Source organism: Bradyrhizobium sp. SZCCT0153, assembly GCF_018129995.1.
Taxonomy (GTDB): domain Bacteria; phylum Pseudomonadota; class Alphaproteobacteria; order Rhizobiales; family Xanthobacteraceae; genus Bradyrhizobium; species Bradyrhizobium japonicum_G.
In genome coordinates, this window is the sequence record NZ_JAFCKS010000001.1 from 188098 (window position 1) to 211503 (window position 23406).

General features: G+C 64.5%; 27 protein-coding genes and 2 tRNA genes. 22 read left to right on the forward strand and 7 right to left on the reverse strand.

Annotation, left to right across the window (positions count from 1 at the left end; translation table 11 throughout):
• From hpaH to JQ572_RS00925, 3 genes are read left to right on the forward strand one after another with little or no spacing between them, the layout of a single operon-like run.
• Positions 1-804 carry a 2-oxo-hept-4-ene-1,7-dioate hydratase gene (gene hpaH / locus JQ572_RS00915; RefSeq protein WP_211381113.1) on the forward strand — a complete coding sequence of 268 codons (804 nt, stop codon included), beginning with the start codon at positions 1-3 and terminating at the stop codon, positions 802-804.
• Positions 805-829: 25 nt separating this feature from the next.
• Positions 830-1222 (forward strand): RidA family protein, encoded by a 393-nt coding sequence (locus tag JQ572_RS00920; protein WP_211381114.1) that lies wholly within the window; start codon positions 830-832, stop codon positions 1220-1222.
• 13 nt (positions 1223-1235) lie between these two features.
• Complete coding sequence (locus JQ572_RS00925; protein WP_211381115.1) at positions 1236-2111, forward strand: amidohydrolase family protein; 876 nt, start codon at positions 1236-1238, stop codon at positions 2109-2111.
• Positions 2112-2318: 207 nt separating this feature from the next.
• On the opposite strand, the gene JQ572_RS00930 is transcribed toward JQ572_RS00925, so the two are convergent.
• A complete protein-coding gene (locus tag JQ572_RS00930; protein ID WP_211381116.1) occupies positions 2319-3314 on the reverse strand; it encodes an LLM class flavin-dependent oxidoreductase in 996 nt (331 codons plus the stop codon).
• Positions 3315-3571: 257 nt separating this feature from the next.
• On the opposite strand from JQ572_RS00930, the gene JQ572_RS00935 reads away from it, so the two are divergent.
• The 5 genes from JQ572_RS00935 (at position 3572) to JQ572_RS00955 (ending at position 7155) form a co-directional block, all read left to right on the forward strand.
• A complete protein-coding gene (locus JQ572_RS00935) occupies positions 3572-4429 on the forward strand; it encodes an outer membrane protein (protein ID WP_211381117.1) in 858 nt (285 codons plus the stop codon).
• A 174-nt stretch (positions 4430-4603) separates the two neighbouring features.
• Positions 4604-5107: a peptidase associated/transthyretin-like domain-containing protein gene (locus JQ572_RS00940; RefSeq protein WP_211381118.1), complete on the forward strand. Its 504-nt coding sequence runs from the start codon at positions 4604-4606 to the stop codon at positions 5105-5107.
• A 35-nt stretch (positions 5108-5142) separates the two neighbouring features.
• Complete coding sequence (locus JQ572_RS00945) at positions 5143-5757, forward strand: ferric reductase-like transmembrane domain-containing protein (protein WP_211381119.1); 615 nt, start codon at positions 5143-5145, stop codon at positions 5755-5757.
• A gap of 99 nt (positions 5758-5856) precedes the next feature.
• Positions 5857-6645 (forward strand): class I SAM-dependent methyltransferase, encoded by a 789-nt coding sequence (locus JQ572_RS00950; RefSeq protein ID WP_211381120.1) that lies wholly within the window; start codon positions 5857-5859, stop codon positions 6643-6645.
• A gap of 21 nt (positions 6646-6666) precedes the next feature.
• Positions 6667-7155, forward strand: coding sequence for a Crp/Fnr family transcriptional regulator (locus tag JQ572_RS00955; protein ID WP_211381121.1), 489 nt, complete (start codon positions 6667-6669; stop codon positions 7153-7155).
• Positions 7156-7625: 470 nt separating this feature from the next.
• Here JQ572_RS00955 and JQ572_RS00960 read toward each other — a convergent pair whose 3' ends face one another.
• Positions 7626-7796 (reverse strand): hypothetical protein, encoded by a 171-nt coding sequence (locus JQ572_RS00960; RefSeq protein ID WP_211381122.1) that lies wholly within the window; start codon positions 7794-7796, stop codon positions 7626-7628.
• Between the two features lie 766 nt (positions 7797-8562).
• Positions 8563-8637 (reverse strand) — tRNA-Thr (locus JQ572_RS00965).
• A gap of 315 nt (positions 8638-8952) precedes the next feature.
• On the opposite strand from JQ572_RS00965, the gene JQ572_RS00970 reads away from it, so the two are divergent.
• The 5 genes from JQ572_RS00970 (at position 8953) to JQ572_RS00990 (ending at position 13245) form a co-directional block, all read left to right on the forward strand.
• A complete protein-coding gene (locus tag JQ572_RS00970; RefSeq protein ID WP_211381123.1) occupies positions 8953-9165 on the forward strand; it encodes a hypothetical protein in 213 nt (70 codons plus the stop codon).
• Positions 9166-9220: 55 nt separating this feature from the next.
• Complete coding sequence (locus JQ572_RS00975; RefSeq protein ID WP_211381124.1) at positions 9221-10927, forward strand: FAD-dependent oxidoreductase; 1707 nt, start codon at positions 9221-9223, stop codon at positions 10925-10927.
• 317 nt (positions 10928-11244) lie between these two features.
• Positions 11245-11553, forward strand: coding sequence for an EthD family reductase (locus JQ572_RS00980; RefSeq protein ID WP_211381125.1), 309 nt, complete (start codon positions 11245-11247; stop codon positions 11551-11553).
• A 233-nt stretch (positions 11554-11786) separates the two neighbouring features.
• Complete coding sequence (locus JQ572_RS00985) at positions 11787-12296, forward strand: hypothetical protein (RefSeq protein ID WP_211381126.1); 510 nt, start codon at positions 11787-11789, stop codon at positions 12294-12296.
• A 124-nt stretch (positions 12297-12420) separates the two neighbouring features.
• Complete coding sequence (locus JQ572_RS00990) at positions 12421-13245, forward strand: alpha/beta fold hydrolase (protein ID WP_211381127.1); 825 nt, start codon at positions 12421-12423, stop codon at positions 13243-13245.
• Positions 13246-13251: 6 nt separating this feature from the next.
• On the opposite strand, the gene JQ572_RS00995 is transcribed toward JQ572_RS00990, so the two are convergent.
• Positions 13252-13905 (reverse strand): TetR/AcrR family transcriptional regulator, encoded by a 654-nt coding sequence (locus JQ572_RS00995; RefSeq protein ID WP_211381128.1) that lies wholly within the window; start codon positions 13903-13905, stop codon positions 13252-13254.
• An 83-nt stretch (positions 13906-13988) separates the two neighbouring features.
• On the opposite strand from JQ572_RS00995, the gene JQ572_RS01000 reads away from it, so the two are divergent.
• The 9 genes from JQ572_RS01000 to JQ572_RS01040 all read left to right on the forward strand — a co-directional run bounded on the left by JQ572_RS01000 (position 13989) and on the right by JQ572_RS01040 (position 19941).
• Positions 13989-14927: an SDR family oxidoreductase gene (locus tag JQ572_RS01000; RefSeq protein WP_211381129.1), complete on the forward strand. Its 939-nt coding sequence runs from the start codon at positions 13989-13991 to the stop codon at positions 14925-14927.
• 26 nt (positions 14928-14953) lie between these two features.
• Positions 14954-15613 carry an NAD(P)H-binding protein gene (locus JQ572_RS01005; RefSeq protein ID WP_211381130.1) on the forward strand — a complete coding sequence of 220 codons (660 nt, stop codon included), beginning with the start codon at positions 14954-14956 and terminating at the stop codon, positions 15611-15613.
• Positions 15614-15695: 82 nt separating this feature from the next.
• Positions 15696-16145, forward strand: coding sequence for a DUF2948 family protein (locus JQ572_RS01010; protein WP_211381131.1), 450 nt, complete (start codon positions 15696-15698; stop codon positions 16143-16145).
• A 157-nt stretch (positions 16146-16302) separates the two neighbouring features.
• Positions 16303-17598: a histidinol dehydrogenase gene (gene hisD / locus JQ572_RS01015; RefSeq protein WP_211381132.1), complete on the forward strand. Its 1296-nt coding sequence runs from the start codon at positions 16303-16305 to the stop codon at positions 17596-17598.
• A complete protein-coding gene (locus tag JQ572_RS01020; protein WP_211381133.1) occupies positions 17595-18092 on the forward strand; it encodes a UPF0262 family protein in 498 nt (165 codons plus the stop codon). Before hisD ends, JQ572_RS01020 begins: the two co-directional genes overlap by 4 nt.
• Before the next feature lie 5 nt (positions 18093-18097).
• The gene (locus tag JQ572_RS01025) at positions 18098-18565 is read left to right on the forward strand and encodes an arsenate-mycothiol transferase ArsC (protein WP_211381134.1); all 468 of its coding nucleotides are present in this window, start codon (positions 18098-18100) and stop codon (positions 18563-18565) included.
• 145 nt (positions 18566-18710) lie between these two features.
• On the forward strand, positions 18711-19340 hold the full coding sequence (locus tag JQ572_RS01030; protein ID WP_211381135.1) for a Maf-like protein: 630 nt from the start codon (positions 18711-18713) through the stop codon (positions 19338-19340).
• Positions 19341-19486: 146 nt separating this feature from the next.
• Positions 19487-19669, forward strand: coding sequence for a DNA gyrase inhibitor YacG (yacG, locus tag JQ572_RS01035; protein WP_211382376.1), 183 nt, complete (start codon positions 19487-19489; stop codon positions 19667-19669).
• Between the two features lie 196 nt (positions 19670-19865).
• Positions 19866-19941: transfer RNA gene (locus tag JQ572_RS01040), tRNA-Phe, on the forward strand.
• A 67-nt stretch (positions 19942-20008) separates the two neighbouring features.
• Here JQ572_RS01040 and JQ572_RS01045 read toward each other — a convergent pair.
• Genes JQ572_RS01045 through JQ572_RS01055 form a run of 3 tightly spaced genes read right to left on the reverse strand, consistent with a single transcriptional unit; the run spans position 20009 to position 23334 of the window.
• Complete coding sequence (locus JQ572_RS01045; RefSeq protein ID WP_211382377.1) at positions 20009-21226, reverse strand: SAM-dependent methyltransferase; 1218 nt, start codon at positions 21224-21226, stop codon at positions 20009-20011.
• Between the two features lie 4 nt (positions 21227-21230).
• Positions 21231-22019, reverse strand: coding sequence for a DUF1365 domain-containing protein (locus JQ572_RS01050; RefSeq protein ID WP_211381136.1), 789 nt, complete (start codon positions 22017-22019; stop codon positions 21231-21233).
• 4 nt (positions 22020-22023) lie between these two features.
• Positions 22024-23334, reverse strand: coding sequence for an NAD(P)/FAD-dependent oxidoreductase (locus JQ572_RS01055; protein ID WP_211382378.1), 1311 nt, complete (start codon positions 23332-23334; stop codon positions 22024-22026).
• Positions 23335-23406 lie beyond the last annotated feature (72 nt).

Below are 23406 nucleotides of genomic sequence, written 5' to 3' on the forward strand. Positions count from 1 at the left end.
ATGCTGGACGCCGCCACGATCGAACGCCTCGCTGCGCGCCTCGATGAAGCCGAGCGCACCAAGGCGCTGATCCCGATGTTCACCAAGGAATATCCCGATTTCAGCATCGAGGACGCCTATGCCGTCCAACGCGCCTGGACGAAACTCCAGATCAGCCGCGGTCGCATCATCAAGGGCCACAAGATCGGGTTGACCTCGAAGGCGATGCAGAATGCGGTTGGCATCTCCGAGCCGGATTACGGCGTGCTGTTCGCCGACATGTTCTATGCCGACGCCACGCCGATCCCGTTCGACCGCTTCCACGCGCCGCGGATCGAGGTCGAGCTCGCCTTCGTGCTGAAGGCGCCGCTGCGCGGGCCCGACTGCACCATCTTCGACGTGCTCAACGCCACCGACTACGTGACGCCCGCGCTGGAGATTCTGGAGACGCGCATGCACCGCATCGATCCCGAGACCGGCAAGACGCGAAAAGTCATGGACACGATCTCGGACAACGCGGCCAACGCCGCGCTGGTGCTGGGCGGCCGGCCGTTCCGCCCGATGGATGCGGACATGCGCTGGATCGGTGCGCTGCTGTTCCGCAACGGCGAGGTCGAGGAGACCGGGCTTGCCGCCGGCGTGCTCAATCATCCGGCGAACGGCATCGCCTGGCTCGCCAACCGCCTCGCGCCGCATGACGAGCATCTTGCGGCCGGCGAGGTGGTGCTGGCGGGCTCGTTCACGCGTCCCGTCGATATCCGCCGCGGCGACACGTTTCATGCCGACTATGGCGCCTTCGGCTCGGTGTCGTGCCAGTTCGTCTGAACCAACAAAAGAGAGGGAGCGCACCATGACGAGTCAGAAGCGGCGCAAGAGCATCCACATCGGCGGCTTCAAGCACGCCAACCCGATCCCGAACGCCTGCCGCATCGGCAATCTCGTGATGTCGGGCGTCATCCTGGGCCGGGATGCGGCCGGCGCGATGCCGGAGAGTCTCGACGCCCAATGCGCCAACATGTTCGCGCACATGAAGGCGATGGTGGAGGCCGCCGGCGGCACCACCGACGACATCATCAAGATGACGGTGTGGCTGAAGGACCGCTCGCAGCGCGGGCCGGTCAATGTCGAGTGGCTGAAGATGTTTCCGGACGAGCATTCGCGCCCGGCGCGCCACGCGCTGCCGATGGACAACATGGACGGCGGCGCGCTGGTGCAGTGCGACTTCACCGCTGTGATCGACTGAGGGAGTTTTGCGCATGCCGACCTATCTGCCGTTCGATCCCAATCCACGCCGCCCGGTCAAGGCGCCGCCGCCAAAGACCGTGGACAGCCAGTTCCACGTGCTGGGCCCCATCGACAAATATCCGGAGCGTCCCGGTGCGGCCTACCGGATGCCGACCGCCACCTGGGAAGCGGCGCTGCGCGTGCACAAGACGCTCGGCATCGAGCGCGGCATCATCGTGCAGACCACCACCTATGGCGCCGACCATTCCGTCGTGCTCGACGGCCTCGCCGCGATGGGCCCGAACTATCGCGGCTGCGCCAACGCTCTGGTGTTCGCGGAAGCGAACGATTCCTATCTTGCCAGGCTGCACGATGCCGGCGTGCGCGGCGCCCGCTTCAGCTTCCGCCAGGAACTCGGCGCCGTGCTGTCGGACGCCGATTTCGCCCGCGCCATCGCCCGCATCCGCGAGCTCGGCTGGTACGTCAAGATCCAGCCGGAGAAGGACGGCATCGTCTCCAGCGTTGCCAAGTACGAGAATCTCGACGTGCCCGTGCTGATCGACCACATGGCGCGGCCCGATCCGGAAGCCGGCAGCAACGATCCGAATTTGCGCAAGATGCTGGAGCTGCTCGCCAAGGGCAATTTCTGGGTCATGCTGTCGCTTGGCGAGAAGACCTCGAAGCTCGGTGCTCCTTACGACGACGTGATCCCGATCGCGCGCGCCTATATCGAGGCCGCCGTCGACCGCTGCGTCTGGGCCAGCGACTGGCCGCATCCGGTCTCGGTGAAGCAGCCGCCCAACGACGCCGATCTGCTCGAGCTGATGTACCGCTACGCGCCGGACCAGGCCACGCTGGAGAAGATCCTGGTGCACAATCCGGCAAGGCTGTTCGGGTTTCCTGATTAGTCTAGAGGGCTCGAGGCTCGCCACGAGCGCGGTGCGCTCCCTCTCCCGCTTGCGGGAGAGGCGGGGTGAGGGCTCTTACCTCTCGGGGATTCTTCGTTGTTGTGACACCCTCTCCCCAACCCTCCCCCGCAAGCGGGGAGGAAGCGCACCTTCCTGGTCGCTGCCACAATCGAGCCCGATCTCATTCTGCTTCAGGAGGCGCCGCGCTCACCCAGCCAGCCGATCCCGCACGCCGGCTGCGATCTCGAACGAGTGCAGCCGCGCGGCGTGGTCGTAGATCTGGCCAGTGGTCATCAGCTCGTCCGCGCCGGTCTCGGAGATCAGCGTCTTCAGTTTCTGTTCGACCACTTCAGGCGTGCCGACCGCGGAGCAAGACAGCGACTGGCCGACCATGGCCTTCTCCGCGGGCGACCACAGTGCGTCCATGTCGTCCGTGGGCGGCGGCAGCGGGCCCGGCGTGCCGCGGCGCAAATTGATGAACTGCTGCTGCAGCGATGAGAACATGCGCTGCGCCTCCGCGTCGCTGTCGGCCGCGAACACATTGACGCCGACCACCGCGTAGGGCTTGTCGAGCTGCGCCGAGGGCTCGAAGCGCGCACGATACTCGCGCAGCGCCGGCATCATCATCTGGGGCGCGAAATGCGAGGCGAAGGCGAACGGCAGGCCGAGCATGCCTGCAAGCTGCGCGCCGAAGGTGCTAGATCCCAGGATCCACAGCGGCACCTTGGTCCCCATGCCGGGCACGGCGCGGATCGCCTGGTTCGGCTGCACGTCGCCGAGCAGCGCCTGCAATTCCAGCACGTCCTGCGGAAAATTCTCGGACGTGGTGGCAAGGTCGCGCCGCAGCGCCCGTGCCGTGAACTGGTCGGTGCCCGGCGCGCGGCCGAGCCCGAGATCGATCCGCCCGGGATAGAGCGATTCCAGCGTGCCGAACTGCTCGGCGATGACCAGCGGCGAATGGTTCGGCAGCATGATCCCGCCGGAGCCGACGCGGATCGTCTTGGTGCCGCCCGCGATATGTCCGATCACCACCGACGTCGCCGCGCTCGCGATGCCCGTCATGTTGTGATGCTCGGCCAGCCAGAACCGCTTGTAGCCCCAGGCCTCGGCATGCCGGGCCAGATCGAGCGAATTGGCAAACGCCTGCGCCGCATCGCCACCCCTGCGGATGGGAGCGAGGTCGAGCACTGAGAAGGGGATCATGGCGGGTCCGGATGAGGGCGCGCGGGGATGCGCGCCGGGCTCTCACATGTAGTGCCGTCCGGGTCCCGATGTTAGCGCGGCACGGCCACGCAAATGCAGGCGCAAAGATGCCATTCAAAATCGCTGTGCCCGACCGGACGCGGGGTCGGCCGCCAAAAGAAGCCGGGCATGTGGCGCCAGCGTTACAGCGAAGGCCGCGAAACTCAGCTAGGTTCATGAGGATTGCTTGACTTTTGATATCGAGCTGGAGAGCGGTTATGAAGCGCATCCTCAGTGGTATCGTGTGTTTGGCGTCATTGATCGCGGCCGACGCACACGCGGCTCCGCCTGCCGTCTACAATTGGAACGGCTTCTACGCCGGCCTCAATCTCGGCTATAGCTGGGGCAACTCCTCCACCACCCAATCGTTTTCTGACTCGGCAAGCGGAGCGTTGCTGAGTTCAGGCACCAGCGGTTTCGACATGACCGGTGTGATTGGCGGCGGCCAGGCCGGCTACAATTGGCAGCGGATGAACTGGGTGTTTGGCGTCGAGGCCGACTTCCAGGGATCGGGACAAAAGGGCAATAATACTGCCGTTTGCGCCGGCGGAACCCTGGCCGCGGCTCCGTTCAACGGCGCCTGCACGCCGGGCCATATCGGCGACACCGCGCCGTTCAACACTCCGGGCGTGCCGGTCGTTTTCGGTCTCAACCAGAGCCTGGAATGGTTCGGCACCATCCGCGGCCGTGTCGGCACCACTTTCACGCCTGTCATTCTGGGTTATGTGACAGGCGGTCTCGCCTATGGCGAGGTCAGCACCAGCGGCGCCGTCAGCGGCACCAATATCACCGGTCCGCAGGGCACGAACGTTGTCGTTCTGACGTCGGCCGCGACGTCGTTCGGCGATCGCAGCACGCGGGCGGGCTGGACCTTGGGCTGCGGCCTCGAAGGTCTCATCGGCGCGAATTGGTCCGCCAGGGCCGAATATCTCTACATCGACCTCGGCACGGTCTCGGGAACGGCCATCACGCCGGTCACCTCTCCCAGCGGCGCATCGGTGGCAGTGCGGTATTCGTCTCACGTCACCGACAACATCTTCCGCGTCGGCTTCAATTATCGGTTCGGCGGGCTGTGACCGCGATCTGCGGCATGAAGCTGCAGGATAGACAAGGCTCAGCGAAACCCATCCGGTCTTAGCCGTTCACAACGCTGTTATTGCAGCCTGTCGCACCCTTGGTCCCAACTGGGCGTCTTGCGCTTGTTGTTGTACGCTTGGCGGAGCAACTGCGCGCTCGCCGGGAGGAAGCATATGACCATGGTCGTACTCAGCCGCCGCAGCCTCCTCGCCGCCAGTGGCTCCGCTCTCGCAACCGGGGTCCTGGCAACCAGCGTCTCCGGCCTGCTGTTGCCTGCCCGCGCGGACGGGCTCGCACCGACCGACTCGATGTCGGGCGGGGCGAACAACTACCGCAAGGGCGCGCCGGTCGTGGAGCGGATCGGCAAGGGCGGCTTCTGGATGAGCGGCACCGTCCGCCGCGCCGGCGACGGCGCTCCGCTCGCCGGCCAACGCATCCAGATCTGGGCGCACACGGTCGAAGGGCAGGAGCACGAGCCGCAGAGTCACGGCGCCACGCTCACCGACAAGGACGGCAAGTTCCGGCTCGAGATGCCGCAGATCATTCCCATCTTCGGCCAGCCGCATGGCCACCTCGCCTATGACAGCGGCGACTTCAAAACGGTCTTCCTGCGGCCGGTGATGCGGAGCGCAAAGGAAACCAGCCTGGAAGCGCACTTCGTCCTTCAGTCGGCCTGATCGAATTGCGAACCACGCGGTGGAGACTGGCCAAGGTGATCCTGATCTGGGTCGCCCTTGCTTTGGCCGTCTGCGTTCCGATCGCCGCCGCCGCGGGGAGCGAGCAACTCGCATGGCGCGGCCCGGTCTACATCCTGGCCGGCTTCGCGGGGATCATTGCGCTCGGTCTCGTGCTCATTCAGCCCCTGCTGATCGGCGGATACTTACCGGGATTCTCGGCCTATCGCGGCCGGCGCGCCCATCACTGGATCGGCGGCGCGCTTGCTCTGGCGATCGTGATCCATGTCGCCGGCCTCTGGATCACCAGCCCTCCCGACATGATCGACGCCCTGACCTTCTCATCGCCGACGCCCTTCTCCCCCTTCGGCGTGATCGCGATGTGGGCCATCTTCACCGTCGCGCTTCTGGCGCTGCTGCGCCGGCGATTGGGACTTCGACCGCGAACCTGGCGCTTCGTTCACATACCGCTGGCGATCGTCATCGTCGCAGGCAGCGTGGTCCATTGCCTGCTGATCGAGGGGACAATGGAGACGATCTCGAAGGCGGCGCTCTGTGCGCTCATCCTTGGGGTAACCGTAAAAGCCATGGTCGACCTGCAGGTGTGGCGAAAGCGAAGGACGCTCCGTGGGGAGAGTGTTGCGCGGCAGTGAGCCGAGGCGACCAAGTCCCATCCGAGACTTCCCGATCCCATCCTTTATGTGCAGAATGGTAGGAGCCAAGGATCGTCGTCGAGCCGGGAGGATCTGGAAATGGCAGAGCAGACAATTCACTTCGACGACGGTGCCGCCTACGAACAGATGATGGGAATTTGGAGCCGGTTCGCTGGCGAGATATTCCTTGATTGGCTGGCGCCTCCCCGGGGTTTGCGGTGGATCGACATCGGTTGCGGCAACGGGGCCTTTACTGAACTGCTGGTCGAGCGATGCAGCCCCGTCGAGGTCCAGGGCATTGATCCCTCGGCAGAGCAGCTCGCTTATGCGCGTACACGGCCCGCGGCGCGCGTGGCCAGGTTTCGCCAGGGTGATGCCATGGCGCTCCCTTTCGCCGACGGCAGCTTCGATGCGGCGGTGATGGCATTGGTTCTCGTGTTCGTTCCGGATCCCGCCAAGGGCGTCAGCGAGATGGTGCGAGTCGTTGTCCCCGGCGGTGCGGTCGTGACGTACATGTGGGACATGTTAGGTGGCGGCTTTCCGCTTGATCCGATCTACGACGAGATGAAGGCAATGGGCATTGCGGCAACCCGCCCGCCGCGGATGGACGCGTCACGAACGGAAGCGCTGCGAGACCTGTGGACCGGAGCAGGTCTCGAGGATGTGCAAACGCGAGAGATTACAGTGCACCGGACGTTCTCCAGTTTCGATGATTTCTGGGCAACAAATCTGAAGTCTCCTGCGGTTCGGCCTGCGGTTGCAGCGATGAAGGCGGGAGACGTCGAGATGCTCATCTCGCGGGTCCGTGCGCGCCTGCCGGCGGATGCCGATGGTCGCATCACCTACAATGCGCGCGCACACGCGATAAAGGGGCGCCGGCCCAAATAGCTTGCAGCGCGGAGGATCGCCATGGCTGTCAGTGCCCCCGATCTGAAAGCATTCCTGCTCGCGACGCCGTTCTTCGGCGGCCTCACGGACGCGAGCCTCGATCTGCTGATGTCGATGCTGGTCGAACGCAGCTTCGATGTCGGCGCGACCGTCGTGGCGGAAGGCGAGCCGGGACGCTCGCTGTTCATCGTCAAATCCGGCCGGCTGGCGGTGAGCAAGCGGACGAATTCGGGCAACGTCATCCCGATTTCCGTGCTGGAGCCCGGCGATTTCTTCGGCGAAATGACACTGATCGAAATGCAAAATCGATCCGCCACGGTGATCGCGCAGAGTCCGACGGTGCTCTACGAGCTGACCGCCCAGAAGCTCTACGCCTGCTACAAGGCCGATATCCACGCCTATGTGATCGTCCTGCAGAACATCAATCGCGAGCTATGCCGCCGGCTGCGCCGGGCGGACGATCGCTTCACCGGGCATCAGGTGGGTGAAGATGAGGCTCCTGCGAGATGAGTGCGCTGTAACTCCCGGCCAAAGCTGACCTTAGCTCTTGCTCGCGCGAGGTCGCAGGTGATCCATAGCGGACCTCAGACCATCGAGCTGCCCTGATGTGGTCGACAGGCTCGTTGACATGTCGGCAAGCTCCGCCATATCGCCGTCAATGGCGCGTGATAGCATTCCGCTGAAGTCGGGCTACCGCCGGAAGGCGGTGTACGCAACCGACCACGTAGCCTTTAAATCCGGGATCGCCTCTCACAACCCGTAAGCCCATTGCGCGCGCCTCATCCTTGCAGCGCTCGACTTGGGCGCCGAACGCGGGATACTTTGCTACCGCGCAGGCCAATCGCATTCGGCCGGAAAGTGCCGCGCATTCCTGTGCATCGGCCGGCTTGGCGGCCGCGGTCATGCAAAGCAACAAAAGGACTCGGAAAGAGCGATGCATCTCAATTCCCAGAACTTGATTGAGACGGCATGAACTCTAGCTAAACCTTGAGCAGCAAGCGAGTCTCGATGCGCCGACGGCAAAAAAACAGGTTCAGCGTGACCCCATCCCCAGCCGACAAATTGCCGCTTGAGATGTCCTCCGCAATCATGAAGGGATTGGACTTCGCTGGTCCGCTTGCGCGGTGCAGCTTGAGCAGGCGCCTGCTCATTCCGCAGTCCCGCATCTGGCCCCATAGCGGAAGTCTGCTCGATGTCAGTTTGTGTCCCTTTCCTGTGGTGGGGCGATATACGAGCTTAAGCCCACGATGTGCGCCAATCTGACCCGTCGGGCAAAACACCCGCGCCACCCAAAACCCCGTCAACCCTCCCTCACAAAAATATTCCACTTTACCGAAATTCGGTTTTGCGGCATATAACCGCCATCCCGATCCAGGGAGAGGGGCGATCGTCCGTCGTAACGAAACGTGGATCGGGGTGCGGTGGACGCGGCAGTGCCGGGCACGCGAAGGCGGGACCAGGGCGAGATGAACCTCGTGAGGTCTTGGCTAGCGTGCGGACGAACGGCGCCCAAGTCCTGCGAAGCCCTTCGGGCGAAGCAGGATGAGCTGCGTACGGCAAAATCGTGTGGTCCTGGCCGTCGTTGCTACGGTCAAGCCTTGCGGAGATGGATCGGGGCTCAACCGGGTCTTTGGCCATCGCCAATTCGCAAGGCGACGGTGACAAGAAGGAACTCGTCGCCGGGGAGAGCGCGGCATAAGCCGTCAACCCACTGCGCAGGGAAGGCCGAGTGTTCGGCTACACCTGTATGCTGCTGTGCGGTCTCTTTGCGTTACGTTGTCGCGCAGCGGACCGCGGGTGCCAGCCGGCACCCGGTCTTCCCTGCGCCCTCTTCACTTAAGGGGGTAACGGAAAACAGCAAAACTCGGGCCTCCAATGCCGCGAGAAGGCTGCTTCATGCGTGACTGAGCTGAAGAATGGTGCTGCCAGACAGGATTGAACTGTCGACCTCTCCATTACCAATGGAGTGCTCTACCACTGAGCTACGGCAGCATGTGCTGGGATGAGAATCGGCCGCCACAGGGGCCTACCAAGCGGGCCGATATCTGCCACAAGCCCCCCTCCTGTGCAAGCTTGCCGGCCCCGCGAAATCGATAAAATCGGGCCGGTTGCGCGCCGGAATCGGCCATTTCGTCCCGAAATGACCGGTTTTCGGCGGTCCGGTTCCGCAAATCCCCAACCAACTGGCCAGTTGGCCGCGGTGCCGGATTCGGCCCATTTTGAGTTTCGCACGATCGGATCGCGCTTGCCTCTTGAGCTGCCGTATTCGCTGGGCATGTTATCGCCGATCGCTGTAATGGACCGGTGATGGCTGACGAGAACGACAACAGCGCGAGGCAGGACGCAAAGCAGGACTCGCGACAGGCGCGAGCGTCCCGGGACGACCGTCTGAAATCGGCGCTGCGCGAAAACCTGAAGCGGCGGAAGCTGCAGGCGCGCGAACGCGCCGCAACCGCCGAGCCCTCGCAAAATGACGATGGTTCCCTAAATGAGGACGTCGCCGGCAAGACCGGTGGCTGAAGACTGGCAGCTAGAATCCGGCGGCTGGAATTTTTTGGAGTGCATGGAAGTGGCAATGGGGCAGGACGAATCGCAACGAACCGACGGTGACGCGCAGATGTCGCGGTTCACCCGCCCTGAGCAGACGTTTCCGGCACTGACATCGGCCGAGATCGAGCGCATGCGGCATTTCGGTGAGGTTCGCACCTACGCAGATGGAGAGCTGCTGTTCGAGACCGGCAAGCCCGGGCCGGGCATGTTCGTCGTGCTCAAGGGCCATGTCGCCATCACCCAGCGTGATGGCCTCGGCAACGTGACGCCGCTGATCGACCAGGGGCCGGGACAATTTTTGGCCGAGCTCAGCCAGTTGTCCGGCCGCCCGGCGCTGGTCGACGGCCGCGCCGAGGGCGATGTCGAGACGCTGCTGCTGCCGCCGGAGCGCCTGCGGGCGCTGCTGGTCGCCGAGGCCGACCTCGGCGAGCGCATCATGCGCGCGCTGATCCTGCGCCGGGTCAATCTGCTCCAGGCCGGCGTCGGCGGCGTGGTGCTGATCGGTCCGTCGCATTCGGCCGGCGTGGTGCGGTTGCAGGGTTTCCTCACCCGCAACGGCCAGCCGCATCATCTGCTCGATCCCGAGCGTGATCGCGACGCCGCGGAAGTGATCGCGCGCTATTCGCCCAAGCCGGAAGACTGGCCGCTGGTCGTCGCCGCCAGCGGCGAGGTGCTGCGCAACCCCGGCGAAACCGAGCTTGCCCGCGCCATCGGCATGATCGGCGGAGCAAAGGACGATCGCATCTACGACGTCGCGGTCGTCGGCTCCGGACCGGCCGGGCTCGCCACCGCGGTCTATGCCGCATCCGAAGGGCTGTCGGTCGCGGTGCTCGACACCCGCGCCTTCGGCGGCCAGGCCGGCGCCAGCGCGCGCATCGAAAACTACCTCGGCTTTCCGACCGGCATTTCCGGCCAGGCATTGACCGCGCGCGCATTCACCCAGGCCCAGAAATTCGGTGCCGAGATCATGATTCCCGTCACGGTGAAGTCGCTCGACTGCACGCGCAGGGATGGCGCATTCTCGGTAGCGCTCGACGGCTGCGACCCCCTGCGCGCGCGCGCGATCGTGGTCGCCAGCGGCGCGCGCTATCGCCGGCCGGAGATCGAGAATCTCGACAGGTTCGAGGGCCGCGGTGTCTGGTACTGGGCCTCCCCGGTCGAGGCGAAGTTGTGCGCCGGCGAGGAGGTCGCGCTGGTCGGCGCCGGCAATTCGGCGGGGCAGGCGGCCGTGTTCCTGTCGGGGCACGCCAGAAAGGTGCTGATGATCATCCGCGGCGGCGGGCTGGGCGCCAGCATGTCGCGCTATCTCATCGAGCGCATCGAAGCGACACCCAACATCGAATTGATGTTCAACACCGAGATCTCCGCGCTCGAGGGCGACGAAGCCTCGCTGCTGCGGCGCATCCGCCTGAAGAGCCGGCTGTCGAACGACGAGGAATCCGCCGACATCCGCAATCTCTTTCTGTTCGTCGGCGCCGATCCCGCCACCGGCTGGCTCGACGGTTGCGGCATCACGCTCGATCGCGGCGGCTTCGTCGTGACAGGCGCCCAGTCCGAGCAGAACCAGGGCCGCCTTGTCGCGCCGCTGGAGACCTCGGTGCCCGGTGTCTACGCCGTCGGCGACGTCCGCTCCGGCTCGGTCAAGCGCGTCGGCGGCGCCATCGGCGAGGGCGCGCAGGTTGTGGCCTCCCTGCACGGCTATCTCGGCGACGCCGCAAAACCGGCGCTTTAGAGCATGATCCGGAAAAGTGTGCAGCGGTTTTCCGAAAAGATCATGCTCAAACAATAAACCTAAGGCGCGATCACGACTGGAACCAACCACGATCGCGCCTTAGTCAAGGACAAGACGAGGGAATGGCAAGTCGATTGAGGCTTGCCATCTTGCCGTGTCATGCGGGACTATCTCCTCATCCTGAGGAGCCGCGACAGCGGCGTCTCGAAGGATGAAAGGCCCAGCCGCCAAAGCCGGGCCTTCATGGTTCAAGACGCGTGCTTCGCACGCTCCTCACCATGAGGATCTACAAACAAAACGCTTAAAGGGAGGACTCAATGGCCGAACTCGTCGTGCTCTACAAGACGCCCAAGGATGCTGCCGCCTTCGACAAGCATTATGCCGAGACCCACATTCCGCTCGCCAAGAAACTTCCCGGCCTGAAGAAATACGCAGTCAGCACGGGCCCGGTCGGCTCCCCCGCCGGACCTTCCGGAGTCCACCTCGTCGCCATTCTCAGCTTCGACAACGTAGCCGCCATCCAGGCGGCATTCGGCAGCGAAGCAGGCAAGGCGGCCGCGGGTGACGTGCCGAAATTCGCCAGTGGCGGCGCCGACCTCTTGATCTTCGACACCAAGGACGTGTGAGGCTTCGTCGTGTCGGCCCGCCGACCGCGGGCCGGCGCTGCGGCGATCGATTCAACTTTCGTCGAAAGCCTGCCGTCGTTTGCGACAACGATGCAAAAAATTCAGCCATGCGTTTTTCGATTCGCACGATGACGCATGGCTGCGCACGCATGTGTGACGCCAGCGCATGTGGCAATCTGATGAGGGCCGTAATATCAATCCCCGATCTCAATGCGGAGAGTAGGAGAGATGTCATGGTTCTTGGGTTGAGCTTGCCCGCCTTCACACTGGTCCATGTCATCATCAGCCTGATCGGCATCGCCGCCGGCCTCGTCGCGATGTTCGGCCTGCTCGGCTCCAAGCCGATGCCGGGCCTGACCGCGATCTTCCTGCTGTTCACGATTCTGACCAGCGCCACCGGCTTCCTGTTTCCGTTCAAGGAGCTGCTGCCGTCGCATATCATCGGCATCATCTCGCTGGTCCTGCTCGCGGTCGCCTGCATCGCGCTCTACGGCATGAAGCTCGCCGGCATCTGGCGTCCGGTCTACATCGTGACCGCGATGATCTCGCTCTATTTCAACGTCTTCGTGCTGGTGATCCAGTCGTTCCTGAAAGTGCCGGCGCTCGCCGCGCTCGCACCGGCCGTACCGCCAGCGCCGCCGTCGGGCCCGGTGTTCGCCGTGGTGCAGGGCATCGTGCTGGTGTTCTTCGTGCTGCTCACTATCGGTGCCTGGCGCCGCTTCAGGCCGATGGCGTTTGCCTGATCGCCCGATCTTCGCCACCGCAGGGCGGTGCGCGGCATCGACCTCGAACGCTTGCACAACCATCTCCCGCTTGCCGGCTCGCGCCTCGCGCGCGCCGCACTGAGTCTCACTGAAGGAGCCATTCATGCCCACGATCACCACCAAGGACGGCGTCGAGATCTTCTACAAGGACTGGGGTGCGGGCCAGCCGATCGTGTTCAGCCATGGCTGGCCGCTGTCGGCCGACGACTGGGACGCGCAGATGATTTTCTTCGCTAACCAAGGCTACCGCGTCATCGCCCATGACCGTCGCGGCCATGGCCGCTCCTCGCAGGTCTCCGACGGCCACGACATGGATCACTACGCCGATGATCTTGCGACTGTCACGGCGCATCTCGACTTGAAGAATGCCATCCACGTCGGCCACTCCACCGGTGGCGGCGAGGTCGTGCACTACATCGCGCGCCATGGCGAGAGCCGGGTGGCGAAGGCCGCGATCCTCTCCGCCGTCCCGCCGCTGATGGTGCAGACCGCGGCCAATCCCGGCGGCCTGCCGAAGAGCGTGTTCGACGGTCTCCAGGCTCAGCTCGCCGCCAGCCGCACCGGCTTCTACCGCGACCTCGCCGCCGGTCCATTCTATGGCTACAACCGCCCCGGCGCACAACCGTCGGAAGCGGTGATCCAGAACTGGTGGCGCCAGGGCATGATGGGCGGTGCGAAGGCGCATTACGACGGCATCGTCGCGTTCTCCCAGACAGACTTCACCGAGGATCTGAAGAAGATCACCGTGCCGGTGCTGGTGATGCACGGCGACGACGACCAGATCGTGCCTTACGCCGATTCCGCGCCGCTGTCGGCCAAGTTGCTCAGGAACGGCACGCTGAAGACCTACAAGGGTTTTCCGCACGGCATGCCGACGACGCACGCCGAGACCATCAACGTGGACCTGCTGGCGTTCTTCAAGGGGTGAGGGCGCTCACTTCAATATCGCCCTGATCGCATCGAAGGTGCGCTTCACGAAAGCTTCCGGCTTCTCCCGCGCGCCTTCGCCGATCCAGCTCTCGCCGCCGACGCGCATCGCGCCGGTGGCGATCATCGCGACGAGCCGCGCGTTCAGCTTGTCCGATTTGCTTCGGGCGCGCTGCGCGAGCCCGTCCGCCAGCGCCCGCTCGATCGTCTCGTATTTGAGCTGGTCGCGGGCCTGAAGCGCGGGATTGTCGCGCTTGAGCCGCGACATCGCCGCAGCCTCCGCCGGATCGATCCGCTTGACCGCCGCCGCGATCGCATTCTCCGCCGCGGTCAGCATGGATTCGTCCGCGGGCCGCGCCACGACCTCCGCGACCAGCGCGGCCGCGGCGCCCTCCTGCCAGGCAGTGACCACGTCCTCTTTCGAGGCGAAATAATGGAAGAAGCTGCGGCGCGACACGTCCGCCGCGGCCGCGATATCGTCGATGGTCGTGGCCTCGAAGCCGCGCTCCAGGAACAGCGCCATCGCCGCGCGGGCCAGCCGCTCGCGGGTGGCCTGCAGCTTGCGTTGGCGCAGGCCGGTACTATCAGGGGATTTGACCCGTGCCGGCAATGGCTTGGCGCGTGTCCTGACCGATTTTCTGGCGGGCTTCGAAGCCTTCAAATGATTTCACCTCTTGCAAAGTTGCACCAAGTGCACATTTAGACCGGTCGCGGGCCTCATTCCAGCCCCGAACGGAGACCGGCATGACCGACTGGACCACGGCAGACATCCCCTCTCTGGGCGGCAAGACCGCCGTCGTGACCGGAGCGACGGGCGGCCTCGGCTACGAGACGGCGATGGCGCTGGCGGGCGCCGGTGCCATTGTCATACTCACCGGGCGCAACGACGCAAAGGGCCTGCGAGCGATCGAGGGCATTTGCGAGCGCTTTCCCAACGCATTGATCGCCTACGAGCATCTCGACCTCGCCAGCCTCGCATCCGTCGCCGATTTCACGAGGCGCTTTGCCGCCAGCAACGAGCAGCTCGACCTCCTCGTCAACAATGCCGGCGTGATGGCGCTGCCGAAGCGGCAGCAGACGGAGGATGGTTTCGAGATGCAGCTCGGTACCAATTATTTCGGCCACTACGCGCTGACGGCGCGGCTGTTGCCGCAGCTTCGCCGTGCGAAGGCGTCGCGCGTCGTCAATCTGTCGAGCCTTGCGCACCGCTCCGGCGCGATCAATTTCGAGGATCTGCAAGCCAAGCATTCCTATCGTCCCTGGCGGGCCTATTGCCAGTCCAAGCTTGCGATGCTGATGTTTTCGCTGGAGTTGCAGCGCCGCAGCCTTGCGGCCGGCTGGGGCCTGACGAGCCTTGCCGCCCATCCCGGCTACGCGCGGACCGATCTCATCGCGAATGGCCCGGGCGCCAACACCCTCCAGTCGCGGGTGAGCCGCTGGCTGCAGCCTTTCATCAGCCAGTCTGCCGCAGACGGCGCGCTGCCAACCCTGTTCGCGGCGACCTCGCCGGACGCGGAGCCCGGCGGATATTACGGTCCGGACTGGTTCTACGAATTGAAGGGGCCACCCAGGCCGGCGAAGGTCATGCCGCAGGCGAAGGATCTTGCTGCCGCAGCCATGCTGTGGGATGTCTCGGCAACGTTGACCGGTGTATCCTTCGACGAAATCGCGGCCGCCGCATGAGCCGCGACCTTGGTGGAAGCGTCCCGATGCAAGTCATCGTCTTCGGCGCGACCGGCATGGTCGGGCAGGGCGTCTTGCGCGAATGCCTGATCGATCCCGGCATCGCGCGCGTGTTTGTTGTGGGACGCAGCCCGACCGGCGTGCGCAACCCCAAGCTCACCGAAATCATACACGGCGATTTCACCGACTACGCGGCGATCGAAGCGCAGCTCACGGGCTTCGACGCCTGCTTCTTCTGCCTCGGCGTCTCCTCGATCGGCATGACCGAGGAACGCTACCGCCATCTCACCTACGACCTCACGCTCGCGGCGGCGACGACGCTGGCGAGGCTCAATCCGCGAATGACGTTCGTCTATGTCACCGGCGCCGGCACCGATTCCACCGAGCAGGGATCGCGGATGTGGGCGCGGATCAAGGGCAAGACCGAGAACGATCTGCTCAAGCTGCCGTTCAGGGCCGCCTACATGTTCCGGCCCGGCGCGATCCAACCCCTGCACGGTGCCCGTTCCAAGACCGCCTGGGTGCAGGCCGTATATGCCGCGACCTGGCCACTCTGGTCGGTGCTGCGCCGGCTCTCGCCGCGGCTCGTCACCTCGACCGAGCAGGTCGGCCGCGCCATGATCCGCGTCGCCCGAGAGGGGTATCCGCGGAAGCTGCTGGAGATGGAGGATATCAATAGCCTCTAGTCCGCCGGCCCGCTAGTTTGCGCGGAAATTTCGCGGTCCGCGCGCGTTGAGCCCGGTCCGCCCTGAAGGAGAAGCACCGGCGATGTCTCCCCAGCTCAAATTGATCGCGCTCGATGCCGACGACCTCGCCGTGATCTCGGCCCATGTCCAGGACGCCCGCGTTGAGACCGGCGACATCATCTGGCGGCAAAGCGAAAAGCGGCTTGTGGTCGGGATGAGCCGGCTGGACTGGGAGCAGACGCTGGACGGCGACGCCGCGCCGCGCCGTCTGGTCGCCGCACTTCGCTTCGACCGCGTGCTCGCGTGCAAATCGCGCAACATCGACCTTGCCGCGCCGGACAACGTCCTGGACCTCGTCGGCATCGAGTTTCACCCCCAGGACGGCCGCGACGAGGAGCCAAGCGGCAGCGCCCTGCTGTTGTTCGCCCAAGGCGGCGCCATCCGTCTCGACGTCGAATGCCTGGAATGCGAGCTGACCGACCTCGGGGGCGACGAACTGGGGGCGGGGTTGGAGATCGAGGGGGAGGGGTAAGCTGGCCGGTATACCAGCCAAATTTGCTCGGGCATGGTCCGCTCCTTCGCCGGGACGACACGTCTCAAGGGTTGACGGCGGGGGGCCGCCGCGCCATTGCAGGGGGCCTTGTGACGCCAATCTGCCCCCCAAAGACCAGCCAAAAGACTGTCGCAAAATGCCCGTTCGCCTCGACCGCAGCAGCGCCGATTTTGACCAGCGATTTGCGGCCTTCCTTGCCGCCAAGCGCGAGGTGTCGGCCGACGTCGAGGCTGCCGCGCGCGCGATCGTCGACGACGTGGCGAGGCGCGGCGATGCCGCCCTGCTCGAGGCCACGGCGAAGTTCGACCGGCTGACGCTGGACGCATCCGGGCTTCGGATCACTGCCGCCGAGATCGAGGCTGCGGTCAAGGCCTGCGATGCCGCGACACTGGACGCGCTCAAGCTCGCGCGCGACCGCATCGAGACCTATCACCGCCGCCAATTGCCGAAGGACGAGCGCTTCACCGACCCGCTCGGCGTCGAGCTCGGCTGGCGCTACACCGCGATCGAATCCGCCGGGCTCTACGTGCCTGGCGGCACCGCAGCCTATCCCTCCTCGGTGCTGATGAACGCGGTGCCGGCAAAGGTCGCCGGCGTGGCGCGTCTCGTCATGGTGGTGCCATCCCCCGACGGTAAGCTCAACCCGCTGGTGCTGGCGGCGGCCTCGCTTGGCGGCGTCACCGAAATCTACCGCGTCGGCGGTGCGCAGGCCGTGGCCGCGCTCGCGCACGGCACCGCGACGATCGCGCCGGTGGCCAAGATCGTCGGACCCGGCAATGCCTATGTTGCCGCCGCAAAGCGGCTGGTGTTCGGCAAGGTCGGCATCGACATGATCGCCGGTCCCTCCGAGGTGCTGGTCATCGCCGACGATACCGGCAATGCCGACTGGATCGCTGCCGATCTGTTGGCGCAGGCCGAGCACGATGCCAGCGCGCAATCGATCCTGATCACCGACTCGCCGCGCCTTGCCGCCGATGTCGAAAAGGCGTTCGAGGCGCAGTTGAAGACGCTGCCGCGGGCCGCGATCGCCGGCGCCTCGTGGGCCGATTTCGGCGCCATCATCATGGTGAAGAACCTCGACGACGCCATTCCCCTTGCCGACGCCATTGCCGCCGAGCATCTCGAGATCATGACGACGGATCCCGACGCGCTCTCCGCCAGGATACGCAATGCCGGCGCCGTGTTCCTCGGGCCGCATACGCCGGAAGCGATCGGCGACTATGTCGGCGGCTCCAATCACGTGCTGCCGACGGCGCGCTCGGCACGGTTCTCGTCGGGTCTATCGGTGCACGATTTCCTCAAGCGCACCTCTATCCTGAAATGCGGCCCGGATCAGCTTCGTGCGCTGGGCCCGGCCGCGATGACGCTCGGTAAGGCGGAGGGGCTCGACGCCCATTCGCGCTCGATTGGATTGCGCCTCAATCTGTCATGACCCAGCCGCCCGAACATGACGACTCGACCAATCGCATCGTCGCGGTCACGCTCGATGAGGAGTCGATCGGCCGTTCCGGTCCCGACATCGAGCACGAGCGCGCGATCGCGATCTACGATTTGATCGAGCAGAATTTGTTCGCGCCTGATGGTGCCGACGGGAAGGGCCCGTTCACGCTGCATATCGGCATTACCGGCAGCCGCCTGATGTTCGACATCCGCCGCGAGGACGGCACGCCCGTGGTCGCGCATCTGTTGTCGCTGACGCCGTTCCGTCGGATCGTGAAGGACTATTTCATGATCTGCGACAGCTACTACCAGGCGATCCGCACCGCGACGCCAGACAAGATCGAGGCCATCGACATGGGCCGCCGCGGCATCCATGACGAGGGATCGCGCACGCTGCAGGAGCGGTTGAAGGGCAAGGTGCGGGTCGATTTCGAGACCTCGCGCCGGCTGTTCACCCTCATTACTGTTCTGCACTGGAAGGGCTAAGCGCGATGGCGGGTCCGCCACGCGCACGCGATCCACAATCGGTGCTGTTCGCCTGCGCCATGAACAGCGTGCGCTCGCCGATGGCCGAGAGCCTGCTGCGGCACATGTTTCCTCAAGGACTCTACGTGAAGTCGGCCGGCGCGCGGCGCGGCGAGCTCGATCCGTTCGCGGTCAGCGTGATGGCCGAGCTCGGCCAGGACATCTCCAGCCACAAGCCGCAGACCTTCGAGGAGCTGGAGGATTGGGAGGGGTTGAATTTCGACCTCATCATCACGCTCTCGCCGGAGGCGCACCACAAGGCGCTGGAGCTGACCCGCACGCTCGCCGCCGACGTCGAATACTGGCCGACGCACGATCCCACCACCACCGAAGGCAGCCGCGACCAGAGGCTCGCTGCCTATCGCGAGGTCTGCGACCAGCTCCTGATGCGCATCCGCAGGCGGTTTACGAAGGTCGGCGCGGCGAGCGGCTAGCCGTAACACCCGCGTCACAGACTGAGGGCACACGCATGTCGGAAGCCACGAATCAGTAAAGTCCGGGTTCCGGGTTGTGAAATCAGCCCCCTTCCGATAGGTTCCGCGCGCAATTCACCCCCTGCTTCATCCCCCAAATCACCTGATGCTCGGCCGCCCCAAATTCGTTCTTGCCTCCGGTTCGCCGCGGCGCCTGTCGCTGCTCAACCAGGCCGGCATCGAGCCGGACGCGCTCCGGCCGGCCGACGTCGACGAGACGCCGAAGCGGGGCGAGCTGCCGCGTGCTTGCGCCAACCGCCTCGCGCGGGCCAAGGCCGATGCGGCGCTCAAATCGGTGCAGCTGGACGACGAGCTGCGCGGCGCCTTCATCCTCTCCGCCGATACGGTTGTGGCGGTCGGCCGCCGCATCCTGCCCAAGGCCAACCTCGTCGACGAGGCCGCGCAGTGCCTGCGGCTGCTGTCGGGTCGCAACCACCGGGTCTACACCGCAATCTGCCTCGTCACGCCGCGCGAGGCCTTCCGCCAGCGCCTGGTCGAGACCCGGGTCCGCTTCAAGCGCCTGTCGGAGGATGACATCCAGGCCTATATCGGCTCCGGCGAATGGCGCGGCAAAGCCGGTGGCTACGCCGTGCAGGGCATTGCCGGCTCGTTCGTGGTGAAGATGGTGGGCTCCTACACCAACGTGGTCGGCCTTCCGCTCTACGAGACCACCACGCTGCTTGGCGGCGAGGGTTTTCCGATCCGCTTCGGCTGGCTCAACGCCACCGCGGTGTGAGCGCACTGACAAAAATCTCGAAAACAACCCCATGCAAAGTAGAATGGCCCGACCGGACTCCGGCGGGGAAGCAGGCGCCGCCGCCCGTGGAACCCGTTTGCCGACAGGCTCTTAAACTTCCTCACTCCGTACAAGCTACCGACATGATCGACGACCACGCCAAAAAGCCCGCCGCGCCCCTCAAAACCTGCCCGATCTGCGGCAAGCCGCAGTCCGAGGCAACCCGCCCGTTCTGTTCGCCGCGCTGCCGCGACGTCGACCTGAACCGCTGGCTGAAAGGCTCCTACGTCATTCCCGGCCGGGATGATGAGGCGGATGGCGAAGAATAATTGAATAATATCAATAATTTATAGGAGTCTCCGGTTTGCCGCGCGCCAGCCGCGGCAACGCCGCCGGATCTTGTGCACAGCCGGGCCGCGCCGGCGAAGCCTTCAGGCGAAGCCGGGTGGACAGGCAGCTTCCAGCCCACTATAAACCGCCCGCTCGATGGGCCTTGACCATCTCTTTGGCCCTCATGTCGAGCATGCCCAGGTAGCTCAGTTGGTAGAGCATGCGACTGAAAATCGCAGTGTCGGTGGTTCGATTCCGCCCCTGGGCACCATTTCCTCGCTTCCCAAGCCGATGATCGGCCTCCTCCCGGCAGAGGCAGCCGCGGTTCGATGGTCGCATCAGCTTCGGCGCGCGAATACCAGCTGCCGGACATCGATCTTTCCGGCCCTGAACCCTGCCTCGCAGTAGCACAGATAATATTCCCACAGCCGCCGGAAGGGCTCGTCAAACCCGAGCGAGGTCAGGTCCGTCCATGCCTGGCCGAAGCTCGTTCGCCAGACCGCGATCGTCTTTGCATAGTCTTGCCCAAAGACCTGCTCGCGTACCAAAGGCATTTGCACGCGTTCGCCGAGCGAGCGCAGGACATTCGGCGAAGGCAGCATGCCGCCCGGAAAAATGTATCTCTGGATGAAGTCCACGCGCCGACGGTAGCTGTCGAAGAGCTCGTCCCGGACGGTGATCGCCTGGATACCGGCAAGACCACCCGGCTTGAGCCGTTGATGCAATTGATTGAAGTACGTCGGCCAGAATGGCTCGCCGACGGCCTCGATCATCTCGATCGAGGCGATACGGTCGAACTGCCCGTCCTGATCGCGATAATCCTGCAACCGGACCTCGACGTTTTCGCCGAGCCCGGCTTCGTGGATTCGTCGGCTCGCGAATGCGTGCTGCTCCTTGCTGATGGTGAGCGCCAATACCTTTGCGCCGCAAGTCCTGGCGGCATACTCGGCAAAGCCGCCCCAGCCGCAGCCGATCTCGAGTAGGGTATGGCCGGGCCTCAGCTCGATCGCCTTCGCCAGTTGGGCGTATTTGTGCCGTTGAGCGGCGAGCAGGTCGGTCGTCTCGGGCGAGAACAATGCCGACGAGTAGGTCATGCTGGGATCGAGCCAGGCCGCAAAGAACTCGTTCCCGAGATCGTAATGCGCGTGGATGTTCAGCCGCGATCCCTGCCTCGTGTTTCGGCGCAATCGATGAAGCGCCCGCCGGCAAAGCCGGACGAGCGCACTGCCGGCAAAGGCGTTGTCGACCAGGTCGTCGTTGAGACAGAACACGTAAAGAAGCTGGGATAGATCCGGCGTGCTCCAATCGCCGCGAACGTAAGCCTCGGCCATGCCGATATCGCCGCCAAGGACCAGACTTCGCGCGAAGGCGTAGCTGTTGATCTCGACGGTCGCCGACGGACCCGGATGCGTTCCTCGCAACGCGACGGTCCTGCCGTCGGGTAGGCGAACGTCCACGGTGCCAAGCTTGAGCCGCGAAGCAAGCCGCAGGGCGAGCCGCGCGAGGAAGGGAACGTCATCGAAGCGAGCAGTCTGGTGTGTGGCTGCGAGATCCATGGCTTCACATCTGGCGTTGGTTCGGACGGGGAACGTAAGGAACATTCTTCAGCCAAAGCCGGATCGCTTCCCAATGAATGGCCGCGATGACCTTGAAGGTGACAAAGGGCAGGGTGACGAGCGTCGCCAACAGCGAGCGGCTGGTCAGCGGGCGACGTTGCCCGGAGAATGCAGCCGCAAATATTGCGCCATGCTCATCGGTCTGCACGATCCTGACCTTCAATTGCCGGTCGGGCGGGGAAATGCTGAAGCGATAACGCGTTTGCATGTCCATGAATGGCGAGACGTAGAACTCCTTCGCCTGGCATTGTCGTATGGTACGGCCGGCAGCAGCGTCCTCTACCGGGAGGACGTAGGAATGGATTTCGCCAAAGGTGTTGCGCACCTCGTAGATCAGCAGCGCAAGATTACCGCAACTTCCATAGCAGAAGTAGATCGAAAGCGGATTGAACACGTAGCCGAAGACCCGCGGATAACATAAAAGGAGGATGCGCCCTCCCGACAGATCGATATCGCGTTGTTCGGCCAGGCTTCGCACATGGTCGCTCAAGGATGCGCCGTTGCGCTTCCCGTGATCGGACTCGTGAAAGCTGAAGGCTGAGGCGCGATTGACGCCGAACAGGCGAGACTGGCGATCCGCCTCATCGAGCCGGTCGAGGTCGATCAGCAGGTTCATGACGCGGTAGGTGAACCTGTGGTGCGCAGGCCGCATTCGCGCGTGCATCACCCTGCCCAGGTAGAGCGCGGCTGCAGATGACGTCGCCGTTCGTTCTGGAGCGCTCGTTTGCAACATCTTTCTACTCAGCAGCCTGCGCCAACGCGCCGGATCGTCGCCACGGCACGGCACTGCCGAGTGCCTCGGCGACGGCGATGCCGGAGCGCAAGCCGTCCTCGTGGAATCCATAGCCGGTCCAGGCGCCGCAGAACCAGGTGCGGCGGTGCCCCTGAATTTCGGGAAGACGCCTCTGCGCGGCGAACGCGCCCGCGTCAAATTGTGGATGCGCGAATGTGAACTTGCCGAAAGTGAGATGAGGCGCCGGCTCGCAAGGGGGATTGAGGCTGACGAATAGCGGCTTGCGGTCGTCGATGCCCTGCAGCCGGTTCATCCAATAGGTGACGGCGACGTCGTTCTGGGCAGGCGCTTCGCGTCGCCAGCGCAGGAAGTTCCAGGATGCCCATGCATTGCGGCGTTTCGGCATGAGGTTGAGGTCGCGGTGCAGATAGGCCGTGTTTGGCGCGTACCGGATCGCGCCGAGAATGGATCGCTCGCGCGGGTCGGCGTCCGACAGCATCGCCAGGGTCTGATCGCTGTGACAAGCCATCACGACGGCATCGTAGGCGTCCTCATTGCCGTGACTGTCGCGGATCGTCACACCGTGCTCGGTTCGATGGACCGACGTCACGGCACGGCCGAGCCGGATCCAGCCCTTGAAGCTGGCCGTGAGCTTCTCGACATAGCGCCGGCTGCCGCCCTGGACGGTACGCCAGCGCGGCCGATCCAGATGCAACAGCCGGTGATTGTCGAAAAAGGCGGTGAAGTTTTCCGCGGGAAAGGAGAGGATGTCGGCCGAGGGCGACGACCAGATGGCGGCTCCCATCGGTCCCAGATAATCGCTGAACAAGCGCGGGCTGAATGCTCCCTTGCGCAGATATTCGCCGAGTGTGAGGTTCTGGAGCCGGCCAGCTCGCAAGTCGGAAACGCTTTCCCTGTTGAAGCGGAGGACCTCGGCCAGCATGCGAAAATACGACGGGGAGAAGAGATTACGCGGCTGAGCGAACAGACCGGAGGCGACCTGCAGGAAGGTCTCGCCGCCGCCCCGCCATTCGAATCGGCCATGGTCTGCCGACATCGCGAAGCTCATGCATGTCTCCTCGGTTTTCACGCCCAGATGCGCGAACAGAGACGTCAGTTCCGGGTAGTTTGGCTCGTTGAACACGATGAAGCCGATGTCGACGTCGATCTGTTCGCCATCGTAGTCAACGCGCACAGTATGACTGTGTCCGCCCGGTCGCAATTCGCGTTCGTAGACCGTCACGGCATGACGTTCGGACAGGAGCCATGCGGCGGCGTTGCCGGCAATTCCCGTCCCGATCACCGCCAAACGCATGCTCTGTCGCCCCCACTGTAATACCACCAGCGACGGCCGGAACATCCGGTTTCGGGCCAATGTCGTCCGTCG